The organism is Hoeflea sp. BAL378, assembly GCF_000759435.1.
Lineage (GTDB): Bacteria > Pseudomonadota > Alphaproteobacteria > Rhizobiales > Rhizobiaceae > Hoeflea.
The window spans coordinates 1-16,605 of sequence record NZ_JRJG01000116.1; the positions used below are offsets into that span (position 1 = coordinate 1).

Genomic DNA, 16,605 nt, shown 5'->3' on the forward strand with positions numbered 1-16,605 from the left:
CCATGCTCAATTCCGTCGCCAATGCCTTCGGCGCCGGCAAATCCAAGTCCTCAACCTCAACCGCAGCGTCCAATGACGACTGGGAGGAATTTTGATGCAAGACATAACAAAGAGTTCGGCCGACGCGGGCTTTCTCGAGATCATCTCGTTTCACCTGGGCAAGCAGGTCTTCTGCGTCAACATCATGTCGGTTCGCGAAATCCGCGGCTGGGCGCCATCGACGACGCTGCCGCATTCGCCGCCGCATGTGCTGGGCGTGATCAACCTGCGCGGCTCGGTGATCCCGGTGATCGACATGGCGATCCGTCTCGGCCTCCAGCCGATCGAGCCGACCGAGCGCTCGGCCATCATCGTCACCAACATCGCCGGCAAGCTGGTGGGCCTCTTGGTCGAGAATGTCTCCGACATGATCACTGTCAACACCTCCGAGCTGCAGCCCGCGCCCGATGTGCTGCCGGCGGCCGAGCGCGCGCTGACCAAGGCGATCATCCCGCACGACAAGCAGATGATCTGCTATCTCGATCTGGACGCCCTGTTCGCCAGCGCCGAGGACATCGCCGCCTGACAGGCGTCGTCCCAAGCCCGATCTTTCGCGCCGCGTCTTCGCCCGAAGCCGCGGCGTTTGCCTTGCGGCCTCCGCCCGGTGACTGCGGGGCGTTCACCCGCCGAGCGCGTCGAAGGCCAGTTCCGAGACGATCAGCCCGGTCATCACCATCATCACGGTGATGAAGATCGGGACCATCAGGTCGCCGCCCAGGCAGGCGCGGATCACCCGGTAATAGAGCCAGATCACCACCAGATAGACGAACAGCGAGACAAAGGCGTTGGCCGTCTCGGGCAGCGGCGCGAGATAGCGCAGCGCCGCGGGAAAGAACCCGACATAGGCCGACAGCAGACCGTACCAGTTGGTGACCACCACGAGCTGGGCGAATTTTCCGGACAGGCCGAAGAGCTGGGAGACCGCGAACAGCAGCGCCGCCGGCGCCACCCAGGCGGCCACGTCGAAACTGGTCGAGACGAAGAAGAACCGGATCGTCTCGCCCGCGGTTTCGGGCCTGGTGTCGGGCAGCGCCCGCCACATGCCGGTCCACAGGAAGCACTGCACCGGCCAGGCCCAGGCAAACACCCCGAAGGACCGCCAGAAGCCGTCCGGCGAGGCGTCGATGAGCCGCAGTCCCTCCGGCCGCTTCAGGATCAGATAGAACAGCCCGGCCAGCGAGCGGCCGGCCTCCGCCCGCGACGGAACCAGTGTGCCCGCCAAGATCAGCGGATCCCGGCGGCGGACCGGTGGTCGAACCAGCGCTCCAGGAATGTCTCGTAGATCCGGGTCAGGCTCTCGAGATCGCTGAGCGCGACGCGTTCGTCGACCATGTGCATGGTCTGCCCCACCAGGCCGAACTCGACCACGGGGCAGTAATCCTTGATGAAGCGGGCGTCCGAGGTGCCGCCGGTGGTCGACAGCGCCGGGGTCCGCCCCGTGGCCTCGCGGACCGCCGCCGACAGCGTCTCGATCAGCGCGTCGTCGCGGGTCAGGAACGAGGGCGAGCTGCGCGGGGCAAATTCGACCCGGTAGCGCACGGGCTCGTGCCCGGCGCGCAGCCGCGTGTCTTTGGCGGCGCGCGCGAGCCGCGCGCGGAGTTCCGCCGCGAGGCTTTCGGCCGTCCAGATGTCGTTGAAACGGATGTTGAACGTCGCCGTCGTGCGCGCCGGGATGACATTGGCGGCGGGGTTGCCGGTGTCAACGCTGGTGAATTCCAGATTTGTGGGCGGAAACCGGTCATTGCCCGCATCGAGCGGCGGGTCGAGCAGGCCGTCCATCAGCGTCACCAGCCCGCTCAATGGATTGTCGGCCAGGTGCGGATAGGCCACGTGGCCCTGCACGCCCTCGACCGTGAGCACGCCCGACAGCGAGCCGCGCCGGCCGATCTTGATCATGTCGCCCATCTCGTTCGGGTTGGTGGGTTCGCCCACCACCGCCGCGTCCCAGCGCTCGCCCTTGGCGGCGGCATGGGCGAGCAGCTTCTCGGTGCCGTTGATCGACGGGCCTTCCTCGTCGCCGGTGATCAGCACCGACACCGATCCCTGCGGCGCGCCGCGGCGTTCGATCAGCCGCGCCAGGGCCGAGACGAAGCAGGCGATGCCGCCCTTCATGTCGACCGCGCCGCGGCCATACATGAAGCCGTCGACGATATCGGCGGAAAACGGGTCGCGGGTCCAGGCCTCGCGGTCTCCGGCCGGCACCACGTCGGTATGGCCGGCAAACATCAGGTGCGGCCCCTCGGTGCCCAGCCGGGAATAGAGATTGCCGACATCCGGCGTGCCCTCGTCGCTAAAGGTCACGGGGTCGTTGGAAAAGCCGAGTTCGCCCAGCATCTCGCCCAGCGTCGCCAGCGCGCCGCCGTCCTCGGGCGTGACGGAAGGGCAGCGGATCAGGGCGGCAAGGGTCTGGGCGGGATCGGTGAGGGTCATGTCTCGTGATTAGCCGATTGGCCGGGACCTGTCGACTGGTCTCGCCACGGCGGGCGGTCCGCAACCGCCCTCAGTATCCCGGCTGGTCCGGGGCCGGGCCGTGGCGGTTGGGCCCCCTGACCGAGGGCCAGATCACGATGATCAGCAGCATGAACAGCGACGCGGCCGGGATCACCAGGACACCCGCGAGGATGCCGGGAAGGCCGGCGTCGTGCAGCCGCTTGATGCTCATCACCGCGATCGACCACGCGGCCGGCAGGAACGCCAGGAGAATGCCGAAGCCGGCCAGGGTGAGCGCGGTGCTGTCGGGGGCGGCGCGGACCGCCGCCGAGATCGGGATCGCCAGCACCAGCGTCCAGAACAGCATCGCCCAGGCATAGGTCAGCCGCGACAGCCGGCCCGAAACGCCGAACAGCAGCCAGCGCATTCTGGAGCCGGGTCGCCGCGCCATGGCGCTGTCAATCCCTCAGCAGTTCGTTGATGCCGGTCTTCGAGCGCGTCTGCGCGTCCACGATCTTGACGATCACCGCGCAATAGAGATTTGGCGCCGCCGCGCCGTTGCCCATGGCGGCGGAGCCGGGCATCGAGCCCGCCACCACCACCGAATAGGGCGGCACTTCGCCATAGCTGACTTCGCCGGTCATGCGGTTGACGATCTTGGTCGACTTGCCGATGTAGACGCCCATGCCGAGCACCGAGCCCTCGCGGATGATGCAGCCCTCGACCACTTCCGAGCGCGCGCCGATGAAGCAATTGTCCTCGATGATGGTCGGCCCCGCCTGCAGCGGCTCGAGCACGCCGCCGATGCCGACGCCGCCCGACAGATGCACGTTCTTGCCGATCTGCGCGCAGGAGCCGACGGTGGCCCAGCCGTCGACCATCGTGCCCTCGTCGACATAGGCGCCGAGATTGACGAAGGATGGCATCAGCACGACATTCCGGCCGATGAACGAGCCGCGCCGCACGATCGAGCCGGGAACCGCGCGGAAACCGGAGCGCTCGAATTCATTGGCGGTCCAGCCCTCGAACTTCGACGGCACCTTGTCCCACCAGACCGCATCCCCCGGACCGCCCTTGATGATTTCCATCGGATTGAGCCGGAACGACAGAAGCACCGCCTTCTTGAGCCACTGGTTGACCGTCCAGACGCCGTCGTCGCCGCGCTCGGCGACCCGCGCCTCGCCCCTGTCGAGCAGGTTGAGCGCGGTTTCCACCGCTTCGCGCACCGGCCCGGTGGTCGTCGTGGCGATGGAGTCGCGGCTGTCAAAGGCGGCTTCAATCGTGGCGGCGAGGGCGGCCAGGTCGTGCTTCATCGTGGCGATTCCTTAAGGTTCAGCGTCTAGTGTGACGGCCATGGGCACGGGGAGCCGGACCGTCAGCGTGGTTGCACTTCTCCTAAGCGAGGCAGGGCGCGGGGTCAATTCCGACGCCGCCAAAGCCAGAACGGGAATTTGCAGATGAATGCCAAGCGTACCAATCAGGTCTGGGATCCACTCGCCGACAGCAGCCTGGACAAGCAGCGCGCCGAACGGCAGCCGAAAACGCCGCAGAGCATGTCGCCGACCTACCGGCTGGCCTATGCCGACGAGGAGTTCCTCTGCCGCGAGGAACTGCGGCCGGTGCGGCTGCAGCTCGAACTGCTCAAGTCCGAGCTCATCCTTGCGGAGGCCGGAATCCGCTCGACGGTGGTGATGTTCGGCGGCGCCCGCATTCCCGAGCCGGGCAAGGCGCCCTGGGCCGCCAAGAACGAGACCCAGGCGAAGAACCTGACCGCGGCGGCGAAATATTACGACGAGGCCCGCGCCTTCGCCCGGCTGTGCTCGACCCATTCGCTTGCCGCCGATGGCAAGGAGTTCGTCGTGGTCACCGGCGGCGGGCCGGGGGTGATGGAGGCGGGAAACCGCGGCGCCCACGATGTCGGCGCGGCCTCGATCGGCCTCAACGTGGTGCTGCCGCACGAGCAGGCGCCCAACCAGTATGTCACGCCGGAACTCAGCCTCAACTTCCACTATTTCGCCATCCGCAAGATGCATTTCCTGATGCGGGCCCGGGCGATCGCCATCTTCCCGGGCGGCTTCGGGACGATGGACGAGCTGTTCGAATCGCTCACCCTGATCCAGACCGGCCGCATGGAGCATGTGCCGCTGATCCTGTTCGGCTCGGAGTTCTGGAACCGGATCGTCGATTTCCAGGCGCTCGCCGATTTCGGCACGATCTCGCCGGGCGATCTCGACCTGATCAGCTTCGTCGACACCGCCGCCGACGCCTGGTCGATCATCCAGGAGCATTACGGGATCACCTCCGCCGCATGAAAAAGCCAGGCCGGACAGGGTCCGGCCTGGCTCTATCTTGCGTCTGATCCGGCGGGATCAGTTGTTGTCGGCGCGCTCGCGATAGAAGTCGGTGATGTCGATCTTCTTGTCGCCATTGCGGTCGAAGCGCTCGAACATCTTGCTGTCGACGGCGGTGAATTCCTGAAGGCTGATCTCGCCGTTCTTGTCGGCGTCGATCCGCTCCATCCTCATGCCGCCGCGCCGGTCGTCCCGGCCCTTGCCGTCGTGCTTGCCTGCCATGCGGCCGTCACGGTCGCCGGGCTTGCCCTTCATGTCGCCCTTCCCGGCGTCGCGCTCGGCGCGGCGCTCTTCGCGGTTCTTCTGGCGCATCTCCATGCGCTGCTCGCCGAAGGCCTTGAGCTCGGTCTCGCTCAGCGTGCCGGACTTGTCGGTGTCGACGGCCTGGAACATGGCCTGGCGATGGGCCGAGATCTCCTCGGGCAGGACGATGCCGTCCCGGTTGGCGTCGAAGCGTTCCATCATGCGGGCGACGGGCGGTCCCTTGCGGGGGCCGTCGCCGCGCTGGGCGGCCATGGCGGGAGCCGCGACGGAGGCGACAAGGGCGGCGGCGAGTGCGGTGAGAAGAAGTTTTTTCATGGTCTGGTTCCTCGAGTGGGGCTTGATGATTTTGCCTCCCCAATGTGGACCGCCGCAGCGCCCGCCACCACTTAAACCCCTGTAATGTGGATTAAAACTTGGCAAGGTTTGGCGCAAGGCCTTGCCGCGCCCTTGCCCGGGCTCAGGCCACCGCGGCGGCCAGGAAGGCCGCCAGATCATCGGTGATGTGGTCGATATGGGCGCCGTCCTTGCCCTCGTGCTCCCAGACCTCGTCGAGCACCTGGTCGAGATTGTTGGGCACGATCAGCACGGTGCGCATCCCCAGCTCGTGCGGCGCCACCAGGTTGCGCGGCAGATCCTCGAACATCGCCGCCTTGTCCTTGTGCACCCCGTGCCGGGCGAGAAACCGGTCGTAGGTCGCCGGCGCCGGCTTCGGCTGCAGGTCGGCGGCGATGATGTCGAAGATGTCGTCGAAATCGTCGAGGATCCCCAAGGCCCGCGCCGTCCGCTCCGCATGTGGCGTGTCGCCATTGGTGAAAATGAACTTCCGGCCCGGCAGCGCCCGGATCGCCGCGCCCAGCGCCGGATCGGGCTTGACCCAGGAATAGTCGATGTCGTGCACCTTCTCGAGGAAATCGCTGGCATTGATGCCGTGGTTGAGGATCAGGCCCTGCAGCGTGGTGCCGTGCTCCCGGTAATATTGCTTCTGGATGGAGCGCGCGGCGTCGTGATCGAGATCGAGCAGGTCCTGGACATAGGCCGTCATCTTCTTGTCGATCTGCGAGAACAGGTCGGTGTGGCGCGGATAGAGCGTGTTGTCGAGATCGAACACCCATTCGGTGACATGGGCGAAATCGGCGGGATCGGGCAAGGCCGATTTATGGGTCATGCGAACCTCGGTGGGTTGGTGGGACGAGTGATACTTGTGGCGGAACCCTCGACCGTCAAGCGTTAACGGTTCCATCAATTTCCGGGGATATTAGAAAAGTATAATATGGTCCCGTTTGCAGGCTTTGTGCCGGAATCGCCCGGCTTTCGCCCGCGGCCGGATTGTCATGGTTCATTCCGGGGCACCCCGCCCGGCCGTAAACGCCAGATTTACCTAGTCTGTACACCTGCTGTCAAAACTATCCTGCGATGTGACGCGTCACGGACATCAGGAATCGCTTAACATGCAGTCTCCCGGCCGATCGCCGACAATTTCCCGCGCCATGATCAGGAAGATCGGCGTCCTGACGGTTGGGTCGGTGGCGCTTTCCGTGCTGATCACCGGCATGATCATGCTCCTGCTCGGCGCCGGCCCGGACGGCACCCGGCTGGCACTGACCATCGCCGGGTTCTGCCCGCTGGTGGTGACGCCGCCGGCGACGTTTCTGTTTTACCGGCAGACGCTGGAGCTCGAGCTGGCGCACCAGGCCCTGCACGAGGCGCACAGGAACCTGTTTGCGATTCACGCCGAGCTCAAGGCCGCGCACGAGCGGCTGGAGCACCGGGCGAGCCATGACGGCATGACCGGCCTCGCCAACCGCGAGACCTTCCACGAGCGTCTGTCCGAGATCAAGCGCGGAGCCGGCCGCGGCTATCTGCTGATGATCGACGCCGACAGGTTCAAGCAGATCAACGACGAATTCGGCCATGATGCCGGCGACCGCGCCCTGCTGGCGATTGCCGGTGCCATATCCGGCTCGATCCGGCCCACCGACTTCGCCGCCCGCATCGGCGGCGAGGAATTCGCCATCGTGCTGCGCGACGCCGGCGTGGAGGAGACGCTGCTGATCGCCGAGCGGGTCCGCGCCAATGTCGAGCGGATGTCGGTGACCACGGCGGACGGCACGCCGTTCAAGGTCACGATCAGCGTCGGCTGCGCCGCCTTCGCCGGCGCCTCTCACACCAAGGAGATCATGCGCGCCGCCGACCGCGCGCTCTACGAGGCCAAGGGCGGCGGCCGCAATCAGGTGCGCATCGAAACCAGCGTGACCCGCGCGGCCTGAGGCCCGCCCTGTTCGGCGCGCATCCGGCTTGTCGCGATGCGCATCCGGCTGTAGACCCGTTGGATCATGCCGGCCGCTCCGCCATCCCGGTCCCCTGAGGCGGGCGGCGGCGCCGTCCCCCTCGAACAGGATTCAGACCGCCAAGATGGAAACCTGGGTGCTCATCACCATCGCCGCGGCGTTCCTGCAGAACATCCGCTCGGTCCTGCAAAAGCACCTCAAGGGAGTGATGGGCACCGCCGGCGCGACCTTCGTGCGCTTCGGCTTCGGCGTGCCCTTCGCGCTGGGCTACGTGGCGCTGCTGGCCTTGGCGCTCGACTATCCGATCCCCCGGCTCTCGCCGGTCTTCGGCTTCTGGGTCACGCTCGCGGCGCTGGCCCAGATCGCCGCACAGGCCCTGCTGATCCAGATGTTCGGCCATCGCAACTTCACCGTCGGCACCGCCTATTCGCGCACAGAGCCGGCCCAGGCGGCGCTGTTCGGCCTGATATTCGTCGGCGACCGGGTCAGCGGCGGCACGCTCGCCGCCATCGCCATCAGCCTGGTCGGCGTCGTGCTGATCTCCGTCGCCCGCTCCGCGACCGGCGCCTCGGCGCTCATGCGCTCGGTGTTCTCCCGCACCGCCGCACTTGGACTGGCGTCGGGCACCATGTTCGGCATCGCCGCCGTCGCCTACCGCGCCGCCTCGCTGTCGCTCGAAGGCCCCAACTTCATGATGCAGGCCGCCGTCACCCTGCTTGCGTCGATCATCCTGCAAACCCTCGTCATGCTGGTGTGGATGTGGTTCAGGGCGCCCGGAGAGCTCGGCCGGATCCGCGCCGCCTGGAGGATCTCGGCGCTGGTCGGCCTGGTCGGCGCCACCGCGTCCTTCGGCTGGTTCATGGCCATGACGCTGCAGACCGCGGCCGCGGTCAAGGCGCTCGCGCAGGTGGAAATGATTTTCACCTTCGCATCGTCGGTGCTAGTCTTCCGCGAGCACGTCAACAAGCTCGAAATAGCCGGCTGCGTTCTCATCGTGGCGGGTATCCTTGTGCTCCTGCTGGTCTGAGCCGTACGATGCCGATGGCGGCCCGCCCGGGCGCGGCCGCTGTCTTGAAACCGAACGGGATTCCCATGCCTGCCTGCCGCCTGTCCACGATCCAGCCGCCGCCCGCACCTGTCGGAGCCAGGCTTCGCGCCGGCCTGCTGCTGCTCGCGGTGGGGCTGGCAGGCTGCGCAAGCCCGCCCGAAGGCGTGCTGACGCCCGTCGCCCAGTCGGCGCCCGGCGCGACCGAGGTCTCGATCCTGGTCGCCACCACCCGCGCCCCGTCGGGCAATCCGGGCCTGCTTTACTCGGGCGAGCGCGGCGATGCGGTCGATTTCAACGAACTGGTGGTGTCGATCCCGCCCGAAGCCAGCCGCAAGGTCGGCGAGGTGCAATGGCCGCGGAAATTGCCCGCAGACCCCTCGCGCGAATTCGCCACGCTCTCGGCCAGCCGCTTCACCACGGTCGACCAGGTCGACGCTTGGTATGAGCGCAACCAATCGCCCACCGGGCGGCTGCTGATCTTCGTGCACGGCTTCAACACCCGCTATGAAAGCGCCGTCTACCGCTTCGCCCAGATCGCCCATGATTCGGGGACCGACGCCACGCCGGTGATGTTCACCTGGCCGTCGCGCGGCTCCGTGTTCGATTACGGCTACGACAAGGAAAGCACCAACTATTCCCGCTCGGCGCTGGAGGCGCTGCTGAAGGGGGCCACCGAATCGCCGGAAATCAGGGAGGTCACCATCCTGGCCCATTCGATGGGCACGTGGCTCACCATGGAATCGCTCAGGCAGATGGCGATCCGCCATGACGGCGTGCCGTCCAAGATCAGCAATGTCATCCTCGCCTCGCCCGATCTCGACGTGGACGTGTTCCGCCAGCAACTGGCCGACATGGGGCCGAAACGGCCGAACTTCACCGTGTTCGTCTCCAAGGACGACCGCGCGCTGACCCTGTCGCGGCGGATCTCCGGCAATGTCGACCGGCTCGGCCAGGTCGACATCACCAATCCCCTCTATCGCGACGAGTTCGAAGCCGGAGGGATCACGGTTCTCGATCTCTCCGCGCTGCAGGTGGGCGACCGCCTCAACCATTCCAAATTCGCCGACAGCCCCGAGGTGGTCAAGCTGCTGGGGCAGCGGCTGATCGACGGCCAGGCCGTGACCGACCAGGATCTGGGGCTCGGCGCGGAGCTGGGCGCGACCGCCCTGAGCGTGTCAAACACCGTGGGCTCCGCCGCGGGCATGGCGATCTCCGCCCCCATCGCCATCCTCGACCCCAAGGCGCGCGACACCTTCGACGCGCAGGCGCGGCGGCTGGGCCAAGGCCTCGGCGACAGCATCGACGGCGTCGCCACCGGACTGACCCTGGGACTGGCGGGAGCGCCTCCGGCGCGGCGCTGCGATCGCGAACGGACCGAGTGCTGAGCTGGATCCGGGTTATTGAGCGTGGCAGTGATCGTGCCGCCGCGCCAGCTTGAGCCCCGGCGCCGTTGCGGATAGCATGGCCCTCCAACCGGCATTCTCACGGGAGGCAGCCTTGACGGAACAGCGCCAGGTCCAGTCCGTGCTGTGGCTCGACACGCCGATCGGCCCGATGCGGGCGGTCGCCGACGAAACGCATCTGCTCGGACTGGAATTTCATGATCGGCGCCCGGAGCCCGAGCCGTTCGCGTCATCGGGTTTGAGCGCGCCGCTGGTCCGGATCGAGGCCGAGCTGAAAGCCTATTTTGCCGGCACCGGCGCCGAGTTCCATACGCCCCTGAAGATCGAGGGCAACGACCTCGAGCGCAAGGTCTGGGCGAGGCTCCTCGACGTGCCGCTCGGCGAGACCTGCTCCTATGGCGACATCGCCCGCGACACCGGCGCGATCGAGTCGATCCGCGTGGTCGCCCGCTACTGCGGCACCAACCGCTTTCCCGTCGTCATCCCCTGCCACCGCTGCATCGGCTCGGACGGGTCGCTCACGGGCTTCGGCGGCGGGCTGTGGCGCAAGAAATGGCTGTTGCGCCATGAGGGCCGGATGCGGCCGGTCGGATTGTTCGCGGAGGAAAGACAGTGACCCAGAATGAAAAAGCCAGACTGTTCGCAAGCCTGCACCGGAAGGGCGAGCCCGTCATCCTCTACAATGTCTGGGACGCCGGCAGCGCCGGGGCCGTTGCCGCCGCCGGCGCCAAAGCGCTCGCGACCGGCAGCGCCCCGGTGGCCTTCGCCAACGGCTATGCCGATGGCGAGCAAATCCCGATCGAGCGCCTGTTCGAGGTGGCGCGGTCGATCGTGGCGTCGACCAACTTGCCCGTCAGCATCGATTTCGAGGGCGCCTATGCGACCGATCCGCAGGAGGGCGCCCGCAATGTGGGTCGGCTGCTCGACACCGGCGCCGTCGGCCTCAATTTCGAGGATCAGGTGGTGGGCGGCGAGGGCCTGCATCCGGTCCGGGAACAGGTCGCCCGCATCGCCGCGATCCGGGCGATGGCGGCGGAGCGGGGCATCGAGCTGTTCCTCAATGCCCGCACCGACCTGTTCCTCAAGCAGAAGGACGCCGGCGCCCATCAAGCCTTGATGCCGGAGGCGATCGACCGCGCCCGCGCCTATGCGGAGGCCGGCGCCAGCGGCTTTTTCGCGCCGGGTCTCGATACGAAGGACCTGATCGGGGCGCTGTGCGACGCCTCGCCGCTGCCGGTCAATATCATCATGCGGCCCGGCGTGCCCGATGCCGCAACGCTGGCAAGCCTCGGCGTGAGCCGCATCAGCCACGGCCCCTATCCTTACCGGGCGATGATCGAGCGGCTGACGGAGGCCGCGCGCGAGGCGCTCCGGGCGGCCTCCGTCGACCGGTAGCAGCGGTCAGGCCGAAGCCGCGTCCTGCTCCTCGAAAAGCTGCATCGCCACGTTCATGCCGTTGATCGCCGCCGGCATGCCGCCATAGACCGACATCTGGAGAATGACCTCGAGCAGTTCCCGCCGGCTCGCGCCCGCCGCCAGGGCATGTTCGAGGTTGACGCGCAGTTGCGGCCCGGTCTGCCCGCCGAGCGCAGTCAGCGCCGCGACCGTGGCGATCTGCCTCGTCTTCAGGTCGAGCCCCTCGCGGGCGTAAAGCCTGCCATAGGCGAACTCGACCAGGGTCTCGGCAAATTCCGGAAACTGCGCGTCGTATTTCGCCGCCAGCGCCTGTTCGAGCCCGGGATTGATCTGGGCAACGATGGCGCGTCCGCGCTCGAGCGCGGTGCCGGGTGCAGTCTCGGATAGGGCGGTTTGCGTGTTCATTTCACAGTCCTTTTCCTGTCGGCACGCTCATGGGCGGCTTCGATCTCGTGATAATTGGCGATCTTGTGCTCGAGCAGCGCCGCGCAGGCCTGCAGCTCTGCCATGCGCGCGAGAACCGTCGCATGCTGCTTTTCCAGCATCACCCGGCGGTTGGCGGCGGTGGCGTTGCCCCTGGCCCGCATCAGCGCATAGCGCTTCATGTCCTCGAGGCTCATGCCGGTGGCCTTGAGCGCCTTGAGAAAATCGATCCAGCGCACGGCGTCGGGATCGTAGAGCCGTTGTCCGCCCGCCCGATAGGGCGGATCGATCAGCCCGATCTTTTCGTAGTAGCGCAGCGTGTCTATGCTGAGCCCGGTCAGCTCGGAAAGCCTGCCGATCTTCATGCGCGGACGCCTGCCCGCATCGCCGTCGCGTCCGTGTTCATTGCCATCACCTGTTCTCCAATTGCCAGTCTGCGCAAAGCCTACGGGCTGGAGTACGGTTCAGGTCAAGCGGCTTTCGGCATCTTTTTTCAGGGAACCAGAAGGGTGCCCGCGCCATGCGCGGTGAACAGTTCCAGCAGCACCGCATGCGGCGTCTTGCCGTTGAGGATGACCACGCCCTTCACGCCGCGCTCGATCGCCTCGATGCAGGTCTCTACCTTGGGGATCATGCCGCCCGAGATCGTTCCGTCGGCGATCAGCGCGCGGGCTTCGCTCACTGTCAGCTCGTCGATCAGCTTCTTGTCCTTGTCGAGCACGCCCGGCACGTCGGTGAGGAACAGAAGCCGGGAGGCTTCCACCGCGCCGGCGATGGCGCCGGCGAAGGTGTCGGCATTGATGTTGTAGGTGTGGCCGTCGCGGCCGGGCGCGACCGGGGCCAGCACCGGGATCATCTCCGACTTGGCGAGAAGGTCGAGCAGCGTCCGGTCCACTTCCACCGGCTCGCCGACGAAGCCCAGATCGAGGATCCGCTCGATGTTGGAATCGGGATCGACGAAGCGCTTCTGCGCCTTTTCGGCATAGACCATGTTGCCGTCCTTGCCGCACAGGCCGATGGCCCACTCGCCCTCTGCGTTGATCAGCGCGACGATTTCCTTGTTGATCGAGCCGGCCAGCACCATTTCGACGATCTCGACGGTCTTCTCGTCGGTCACGCGCAGCCCGCCCTCGAACTTGGATTCGATGCCCATCTTGGCGAGCATGGCGCCGATCTGCGGTCCGCCGCCATGGACGACGATCGGGTTGACGCCGGACTGCTTCAGGAGCGCGATGTCCTGGGCGAAGGCCTTGCCGAGCGCGGCGTCGCCCATGGCGTGGCCGCCATATTTGACCACCACGGTCTTGTTCTCGTAGCGCTGCATGTAGGGCAGCGCCTCGGCAAGCAGGCGGGCCTGGGTTGCGGCTTCGCCGCTGGTGATCTCTGACATTGGCGTGGCATCCCGGTTCGGCGTGAGCGCAAGAACAAAAAGGTCCGGCGCTGTTTAGCGGCAATCGGTCGCGGCGGCAACAACTCCGGCAGTCAATGCCGCAATCCCGGCCGGATCCACAACCGCGACGGCATTTCTTGCGTAGAGGGTTTCACCAGGGCCTTAAACTGGTATGGATTGATCGAAATCTCGGAGAAGCCAAGCCCCCCATGAGCAATGATGACCTCTCAGGATTGATCGCGCAGACCGCGCTGGGCGACCGCAAGGCGTTCTCGGCGCTGTATGCGGAGACGGCCGCGAAACTTTTCGGCGTCACCATGCGTATTCTCAAGGACAGGGCCCAGGCCGAAGACGCTGTCCAGGAAGTCTATGTCCGCATCTGGCGGCGCGCCGGCAGTTTTCGGGTGGGCCAGGCCTCCGCCATGGCGTGGCTGGTGACGATCGCCCGCAACCAGGCGATCGACATGATCCGGGCCCGCCAACCGGCAACACTGGACTATGACGAGGCGCCCGATGTGGCCGATCCGGATCCCGATCCGGAGGCCCGGGCGGCGATGAGCGGCGAGGCGCGGCGGATCGAGGCCTGCCTCGGCGAACTGGAGGCCGACAAGGCCAAGGCGGTGGTCGCCGCCTATGTCGAGGGGTTGAGTTACCAGGAGCTGGCAGAGGCGAACGCCGTGCCGCTCAACACAATGCGAACCTGGCTGCGGCGCAGCCTGTTGAAACTGAGAGAGTGCCTGAACCGATGAGCACCAACCGATGACAGAGGGCGAGCGCAGTCCCGACGACACCGCCCTGGCGGGCGAATACGTGCTTGGCGTGCTGCCGCTTGCCGAGCGGCGCGCGGTCGAGGAGCGCATGCTCCGAGACCCGGACTTCGCCGCCCTGGTGGTGTCCTGGCAGGCGCATCTTTCAAGCCTCGACGACGCCTATCAGCCCCAGTCCCCGCCCCAGGGCGTCAAGGCCCGGATCGACGCGCGCCTGTTCGCCGAGGCGGCGCCGGCTGCAGGCGGCCTGTGGGGATCGCTCGTCTTCTGGCGCGGCCTGGCCTTCGCCGGCCTCGCAGCGGCGGCGGCGATCGGCATTTTCCGTGACGATCTGCTTGGTTCCGCCGATCCTGGCGCGGCCCCGTCGCTGGTGGCTGAGCTCGGCGCGCCGGGCAGCTCGGTCGGGCTGGTCGCAGCACTCGATCCCGCCTCCGGCGCCCTGACCATCACGCCGGCCGCGTTCTCGCCCGATGACGGCAAGTCGCTCGAATTGTGGCTGGTGCCGGGCGAGGGCGCCCCGGTGTCGCTCGGCCTAGTGCCCGACGACGGCGGCCGGCTGGTGCTCGACCGCGGGCTGGCGGAGCGACTGGACGCCGGCGCGCTGCTGGCCGTCAGCCTCGAGCCCCCGGGCGGCTCGCCCACCGGCGGACCGACCGGCCCCGTGGTGCTGTCGGGCGCGCTCGGAAAGAAATAATAAGGTTTTGCTGAAACTCTTTTCCGACAGCTCCCGTCTTCCTCTTTAACCGCCGCAGATCAATGCGGCGGGTGATCAAAGGGCCGGATGATCCGTCCCTGTAAGCACACCAAAGAGGTCGTCTCATGAAAAACACTCTTCGCGCCTTCGCCGCCACCGCCGTTCTTCTGTCCGGCGTGAGCCTGGCCCATGCCGAAAATCCGATGGTCGGCGGCGCCGCCATGTTCGCCGACAAGACCATCGTCGAGAACGCCGTCAATTCGGCCGACCACACCACGCTCGTCGCCGCCGTCAAGGCCGCCGGCCTGGTCGAGACCCTGTCGGGCGAAGGTCCGTTCACCGTGTTCGCGCCGACCAACGCGGCCTTCGAAGCCCTGCCTGAAGGCACCGTCGACACGCTGCTCAAGCCCGAGAACAAGGACCAGCTCACCAAGGTGCTGACCTGCCACGTGGTTGCTGCCGATGCGATGTCCTCGGCGATCATGAAGATGGTCGACGATGATGGCGGCAAGCACCCGGTCGAAACCGTCGGCGGTTGCATGCTCAACGTCACCTACAAGGGCGACAAGATCATGATCGAAGACGAGACCGGCGCCGTGGCCAACGTCACCATCGCCGATGTCGACCAGTCGAACGGCGTCATCCACGTCATCGACAAGGTGCTTCTGCCCAAGTCGTAAGCCTCAAGAAGTCCGGGCGCGGCAGGCCAGGCGTCCACAACCGCCCAGCCGCCGCGTCAACCGGACCACCTCCCGCCCGTTCAGGCCCCTGTCGGGCGGGAGGCCTGTCACGGCCATGTGAGAACATGTGCTTGGCCTTTGGGGCGTCGCTGTCCTAGCTTTCAATCAGCACAAGGAGACACGAGATGACCACGACCACCGACTTCACCCGTCGCGCTCTGCTGACCGCCGGTGTCGCGGGCCTGGCCCTTTCGGTGTTTGGCCGCTTCACGTCGGCGCGCGCCACAGAAGGCACCTTCGAGATCACGCTGAGCGAAGCGGAATGGCGGGCGAAGCTCACCGAGCAGCAGTTCGCCGTGCTCCGCGAGGAAGCCACCGAACGCGCCTTCACCAGCCCCCTCAACGAGGAGAAGCGCAAGGGCATGTTCCATTGCGCCGGCTGCGATCTTCCCGCCTATTCGTCCGAGGCGAAATACGACAGCGGCACCGGTTGGCCGAGCTTCTGGAAGGCCGAGGACGGCGCCATCGGCACCAAGGAGGACCGCTCGCTGTTCTCCCTGCGCACCGAGGTCCACTGCAGCCGCTGCGGCGGCCATTTCGGCCATATCTTCGATGACGGCCCGGCGCCCACCGGCAAGCGCCACTGCCTGAACGGCGTGGCCCTGGCCTTCAAGCCGGCGCAGAACGCCTGATCTACCGGCCTGGCCGTCACCGACGGCCGGGCCTTTTTGATTTTACTGGGTGATGGCCAGCGCGATCGCCAGCCTGAGGTCGGCGATGCCGGTGTTCTTTTCCGACGACGTGGCGATGATTTCCGGATAGGCGGCGGGCCGGCGCTTGAGCACGGCGACCGTCTCGCTCATCAGCCGCGGCACGCCGGCTTCCTTGATCTTGTCGGTCTTGGTCAGGATCACCTGGTAGGACATCGCCGCCTTGTCCAGAAGATCCATCACCCCTTCATCGTTCTTCTTCACGCCGTGGCGGCTGTCGATCAGCAGATAGACCCGCTTGAGCGTCGAGCGGCCGCGCAGATAGTCGAACACCAGCTTGGTCCACAGGTCGACCTGATCCTTGGGCGCCTTGGCGTAGCCGTAGCCCGGCATGTCGACCAGCGCCATCGGCGGCAGGTCGTCCTCCGCGCCCGAATAGCCTTCCGGGACGAAGTAGTTGAGCTCCTGGGTGCGGCCCGGCGTGTTCGACGTCCGCGCCAGCCCGTGCATGCCGACCAGCGCATTGATCAGCGACGACTTGCCGACATTGGACCGGCCGGCGAAGGCGATCTCCGGCGGGCCTTCCGGCGGCAGGAACTTGAGCGCCGGCACGCCGCGGATGAACACCCAGGGCTTGGTAAACAGCGTCGCCGACAGCGCCTTGGCGGCCTGGACGGCCGGATCGGCGGACAGTTGGGTCAT

The 16,605-nt window shown here is 66.7% G+C and carries 21 protein-coding genes; 11 read left to right on the forward strand and 10 right to left on the reverse strand.

Annotation, left to right across the window (positions count from 1 at the left end; translation table 11 throughout):
- Nucleotides 1-94 precede the first annotated feature (94 nt).
- Nucleotides 95-565 (forward strand): chemotaxis protein CheW, encoded by a 471-nt coding sequence (locus tag LL06_RS20600; protein WP_035531208.1) that lies wholly within the window; start codon nucleotides 95-97, stop codon nucleotides 563-565.
- Nucleotides 566-658: 93 nt separating this feature from the next.
- Here LL06_RS20600 and LL06_RS20605 read toward each other — a convergent pair whose 3' ends face one another.
- The 4 genes from LL06_RS20605 to dapD all read right to left on the reverse strand — a co-directional run bounded on the left by LL06_RS20605 (nucleotide 659) and on the right by dapD (nucleotide 3,782).
- Nucleotides 659-1,261, reverse strand: coding sequence for a hypothetical protein (locus LL06_RS20605; protein ID WP_035531211.1), 603 nt, complete (start codon nucleotides 1,259-1,261; stop codon nucleotides 659-661).
- Nucleotides 1,262-1,263: 2 nt separating this feature from the next.
- Nucleotides 1,264-2,469: a succinyl-diaminopimelate desuccinylase gene (gene dapE / locus LL06_RS20610; RefSeq protein WP_035531212.1), complete on the reverse strand. Its 1,206-nt coding sequence runs from the start codon at nucleotides 2,467-2,469 to the stop codon at nucleotides 1,264-1,266.
- 70 nt (nucleotides 2,470-2,539) lie between these two features.
- Nucleotides 2,540-2,920 carry a DUF805 domain-containing protein gene (locus tag LL06_RS26550; RefSeq protein ID WP_081964107.1) on the reverse strand — a complete coding sequence of 127 codons (381 nt, stop codon included), beginning with the start codon at nucleotides 2,918-2,920 and terminating at the stop codon, nucleotides 2,540-2,542.
- 7 nt (nucleotides 2,921-2,927) lie between these two features.
- Entirely contained in the window at nucleotides 2,928-3,782 is an 855-nt protein-coding gene (gene dapD / locus LL06_RS20620) for a 2,3,4,5-tetrahydropyridine-2,6-dicarboxylate N-succinyltransferase (protein WP_035531214.1), read from the reverse strand.
- Nucleotides 3,783-3,926: 144 nt separating this feature from the next.
- On the opposite strand from dapD, the gene LL06_RS20625 reads away from it, so the two are divergent.
- A complete protein-coding gene (locus LL06_RS20625) occupies nucleotides 3,927-4,781 on the forward strand; it encodes an LOG family protein (protein WP_035531215.1) in 855 nt (284 codons plus the stop codon).
- Between the two features lie 57 nt (nucleotides 4,782-4,838).
- Here LL06_RS20625 and LL06_RS20630 read toward each other — a convergent pair whose 3' ends face one another.
- Both LL06_RS20630 and LL06_RS20635 read right to left on the reverse strand, forming a co-directional pair.
- On the reverse strand, nucleotides 4,839-5,399 hold the full coding sequence (locus LL06_RS20630) for an EF-hand domain-containing protein (protein ID WP_035531217.1): 561 nt from the start codon (nucleotides 5,397-5,399) through the stop codon (nucleotides 4,839-4,841).
- 142 nt (nucleotides 5,400-5,541) lie between these two features.
- Complete coding sequence (locus LL06_RS20635) at nucleotides 5,542-6,249, reverse strand: pyrimidine 5'-nucleotidase (RefSeq protein ID WP_035531219.1); 708 nt, start codon at nucleotides 6,247-6,249, stop codon at nucleotides 5,542-5,544.
- 283 nt (nucleotides 6,250-6,532) lie between these two features.
- Between LL06_RS20635 and LL06_RS20640 the strand changes: the two genes are divergently transcribed.
- The 5 genes from LL06_RS20640 (at nucleotide 6,533) to LL06_RS20660 (ending at nucleotide 11,218) form a co-directional block, all read left to right on the forward strand.
- Complete coding sequence (locus tag LL06_RS20640) at nucleotides 6,533-7,351, forward strand: GGDEF domain-containing protein (protein ID WP_081964109.1); 819 nt, start codon at nucleotides 6,533-6,535, stop codon at nucleotides 7,349-7,351.
- Nucleotides 7,352-7,496: 145 nt separating this feature from the next.
- Nucleotides 7,497-8,399, forward strand: coding sequence for an EamA family transporter (locus LL06_RS20645; protein WP_035531223.1), 903 nt, complete (start codon nucleotides 7,497-7,499; stop codon nucleotides 8,397-8,399).
- Between the two features lie 65 nt (nucleotides 8,400-8,464).
- Entirely contained in the window at nucleotides 8,465-9,805 is a 1,341-nt protein-coding gene (locus tag LL06_RS20650) for an alpha/beta hydrolase (RefSeq protein WP_081964110.1), read from the forward strand.
- Between the two features lie 112 nt (nucleotides 9,806-9,917).
- Nucleotides 9,918-10,439 (forward strand): methylated-DNA--[protein]-cysteine S-methyltransferase, encoded by a 522-nt coding sequence (locus LL06_RS20655; protein WP_052161776.1) that lies wholly within the window; start codon nucleotides 9,918-9,920, stop codon nucleotides 10,437-10,439.
- Entirely contained in the window at nucleotides 10,436-11,218 is a 783-nt protein-coding gene (locus tag LL06_RS20660) for an isocitrate lyase/phosphoenolpyruvate mutase family protein (protein ID WP_035531225.1), read from the forward strand. Before LL06_RS20655 ends, LL06_RS20660 begins: the two co-directional genes overlap by 4 nt.
- A gap of 6 nt (nucleotides 11,219-11,224) precedes the next feature.
- On the opposite strand, the gene LL06_RS20665 is transcribed toward LL06_RS20660, so the two are convergent.
- From LL06_RS20665 to argB, 3 genes are all read right to left on the reverse strand, one after another.
- Nucleotides 11,225-11,644: a carboxymuconolactone decarboxylase family protein gene (locus LL06_RS20665; RefSeq protein ID WP_081964112.1), complete on the reverse strand. Its 420-nt coding sequence runs from the start codon at nucleotides 11,642-11,644 to the stop codon at nucleotides 11,225-11,227.
- Nucleotides 11,641-12,027, reverse strand: coding sequence for a MerR family transcriptional regulator (locus LL06_RS20670; RefSeq protein ID WP_035531228.1), 387 nt, complete (start codon nucleotides 12,025-12,027; stop codon nucleotides 11,641-11,643). Before LL06_RS20670 ends, LL06_RS20665 begins: the two co-directional genes overlap by 4 nt.
- 128 nt (nucleotides 12,028-12,155) lie before the next feature.
- Nucleotides 12,156-13,052 carry an acetylglutamate kinase gene (argB, locus tag LL06_RS20675; RefSeq protein WP_035531231.1) on the reverse strand — a complete coding sequence of 299 codons (897 nt, stop codon included), beginning with the start codon at nucleotides 13,050-13,052 and terminating at the stop codon, nucleotides 12,156-12,158.
- Between the two features lie 209 nt (nucleotides 13,053-13,261).
- On the opposite strand from argB, the gene LL06_RS20680 reads away from it, so the two are divergent.
- The 4 genes from LL06_RS20680 to msrB all read left to right on the forward strand — a co-directional run bounded on the left by LL06_RS20680 (nucleotide 13,262) and on the right by msrB (nucleotide 15,885).
- Entirely contained in the window at nucleotides 13,262-13,801 is a 540-nt protein-coding gene (locus LL06_RS20680; RefSeq protein ID WP_035531234.1) for a sigma-70 family RNA polymerase sigma factor, read from the forward strand.
- A 10-nt stretch (nucleotides 13,802-13,811) separates the two neighbouring features.
- Nucleotides 13,812-14,513: an anti-sigma factor gene (locus LL06_RS20685; protein ID WP_035531237.1), complete on the forward strand. Its 702-nt coding sequence runs from the start codon at nucleotides 13,812-13,814 to the stop codon at nucleotides 14,511-14,513.
- A gap of 125 nt (nucleotides 14,514-14,638) precedes the next feature.
- Nucleotides 14,639-15,193, forward strand: a complete 555-nt coding sequence (locus LL06_RS20690) for a fasciclin domain-containing protein (protein WP_035531240.1) — start codon at nucleotides 14,639-14,641, stop codon at nucleotides 15,191-15,193.
- Between the two features lie 185 nt (nucleotides 15,194-15,378).
- On the forward strand, nucleotides 15,379-15,885 hold the full coding sequence (gene msrB / locus LL06_RS20695; protein WP_035531244.1) for a peptide-methionine (R)-S-oxide reductase MsrB: 507 nt from the start codon (nucleotides 15,379-15,381) through the stop codon (nucleotides 15,883-15,885).
- Between the two features lie 42 nt (nucleotides 15,886-15,927).
- Here the strand turns inward: msrB and yihA are convergent, their stop codons facing one another.
- Nucleotides 15,928-16,605, reverse strand: a complete 678-nt coding sequence (gene yihA, locus LL06_RS20700; RefSeq protein WP_052161777.1) for a ribosome biogenesis GTP-binding protein YihA/YsxC — start codon at nucleotides 16,603-16,605, stop codon at nucleotides 15,928-15,930.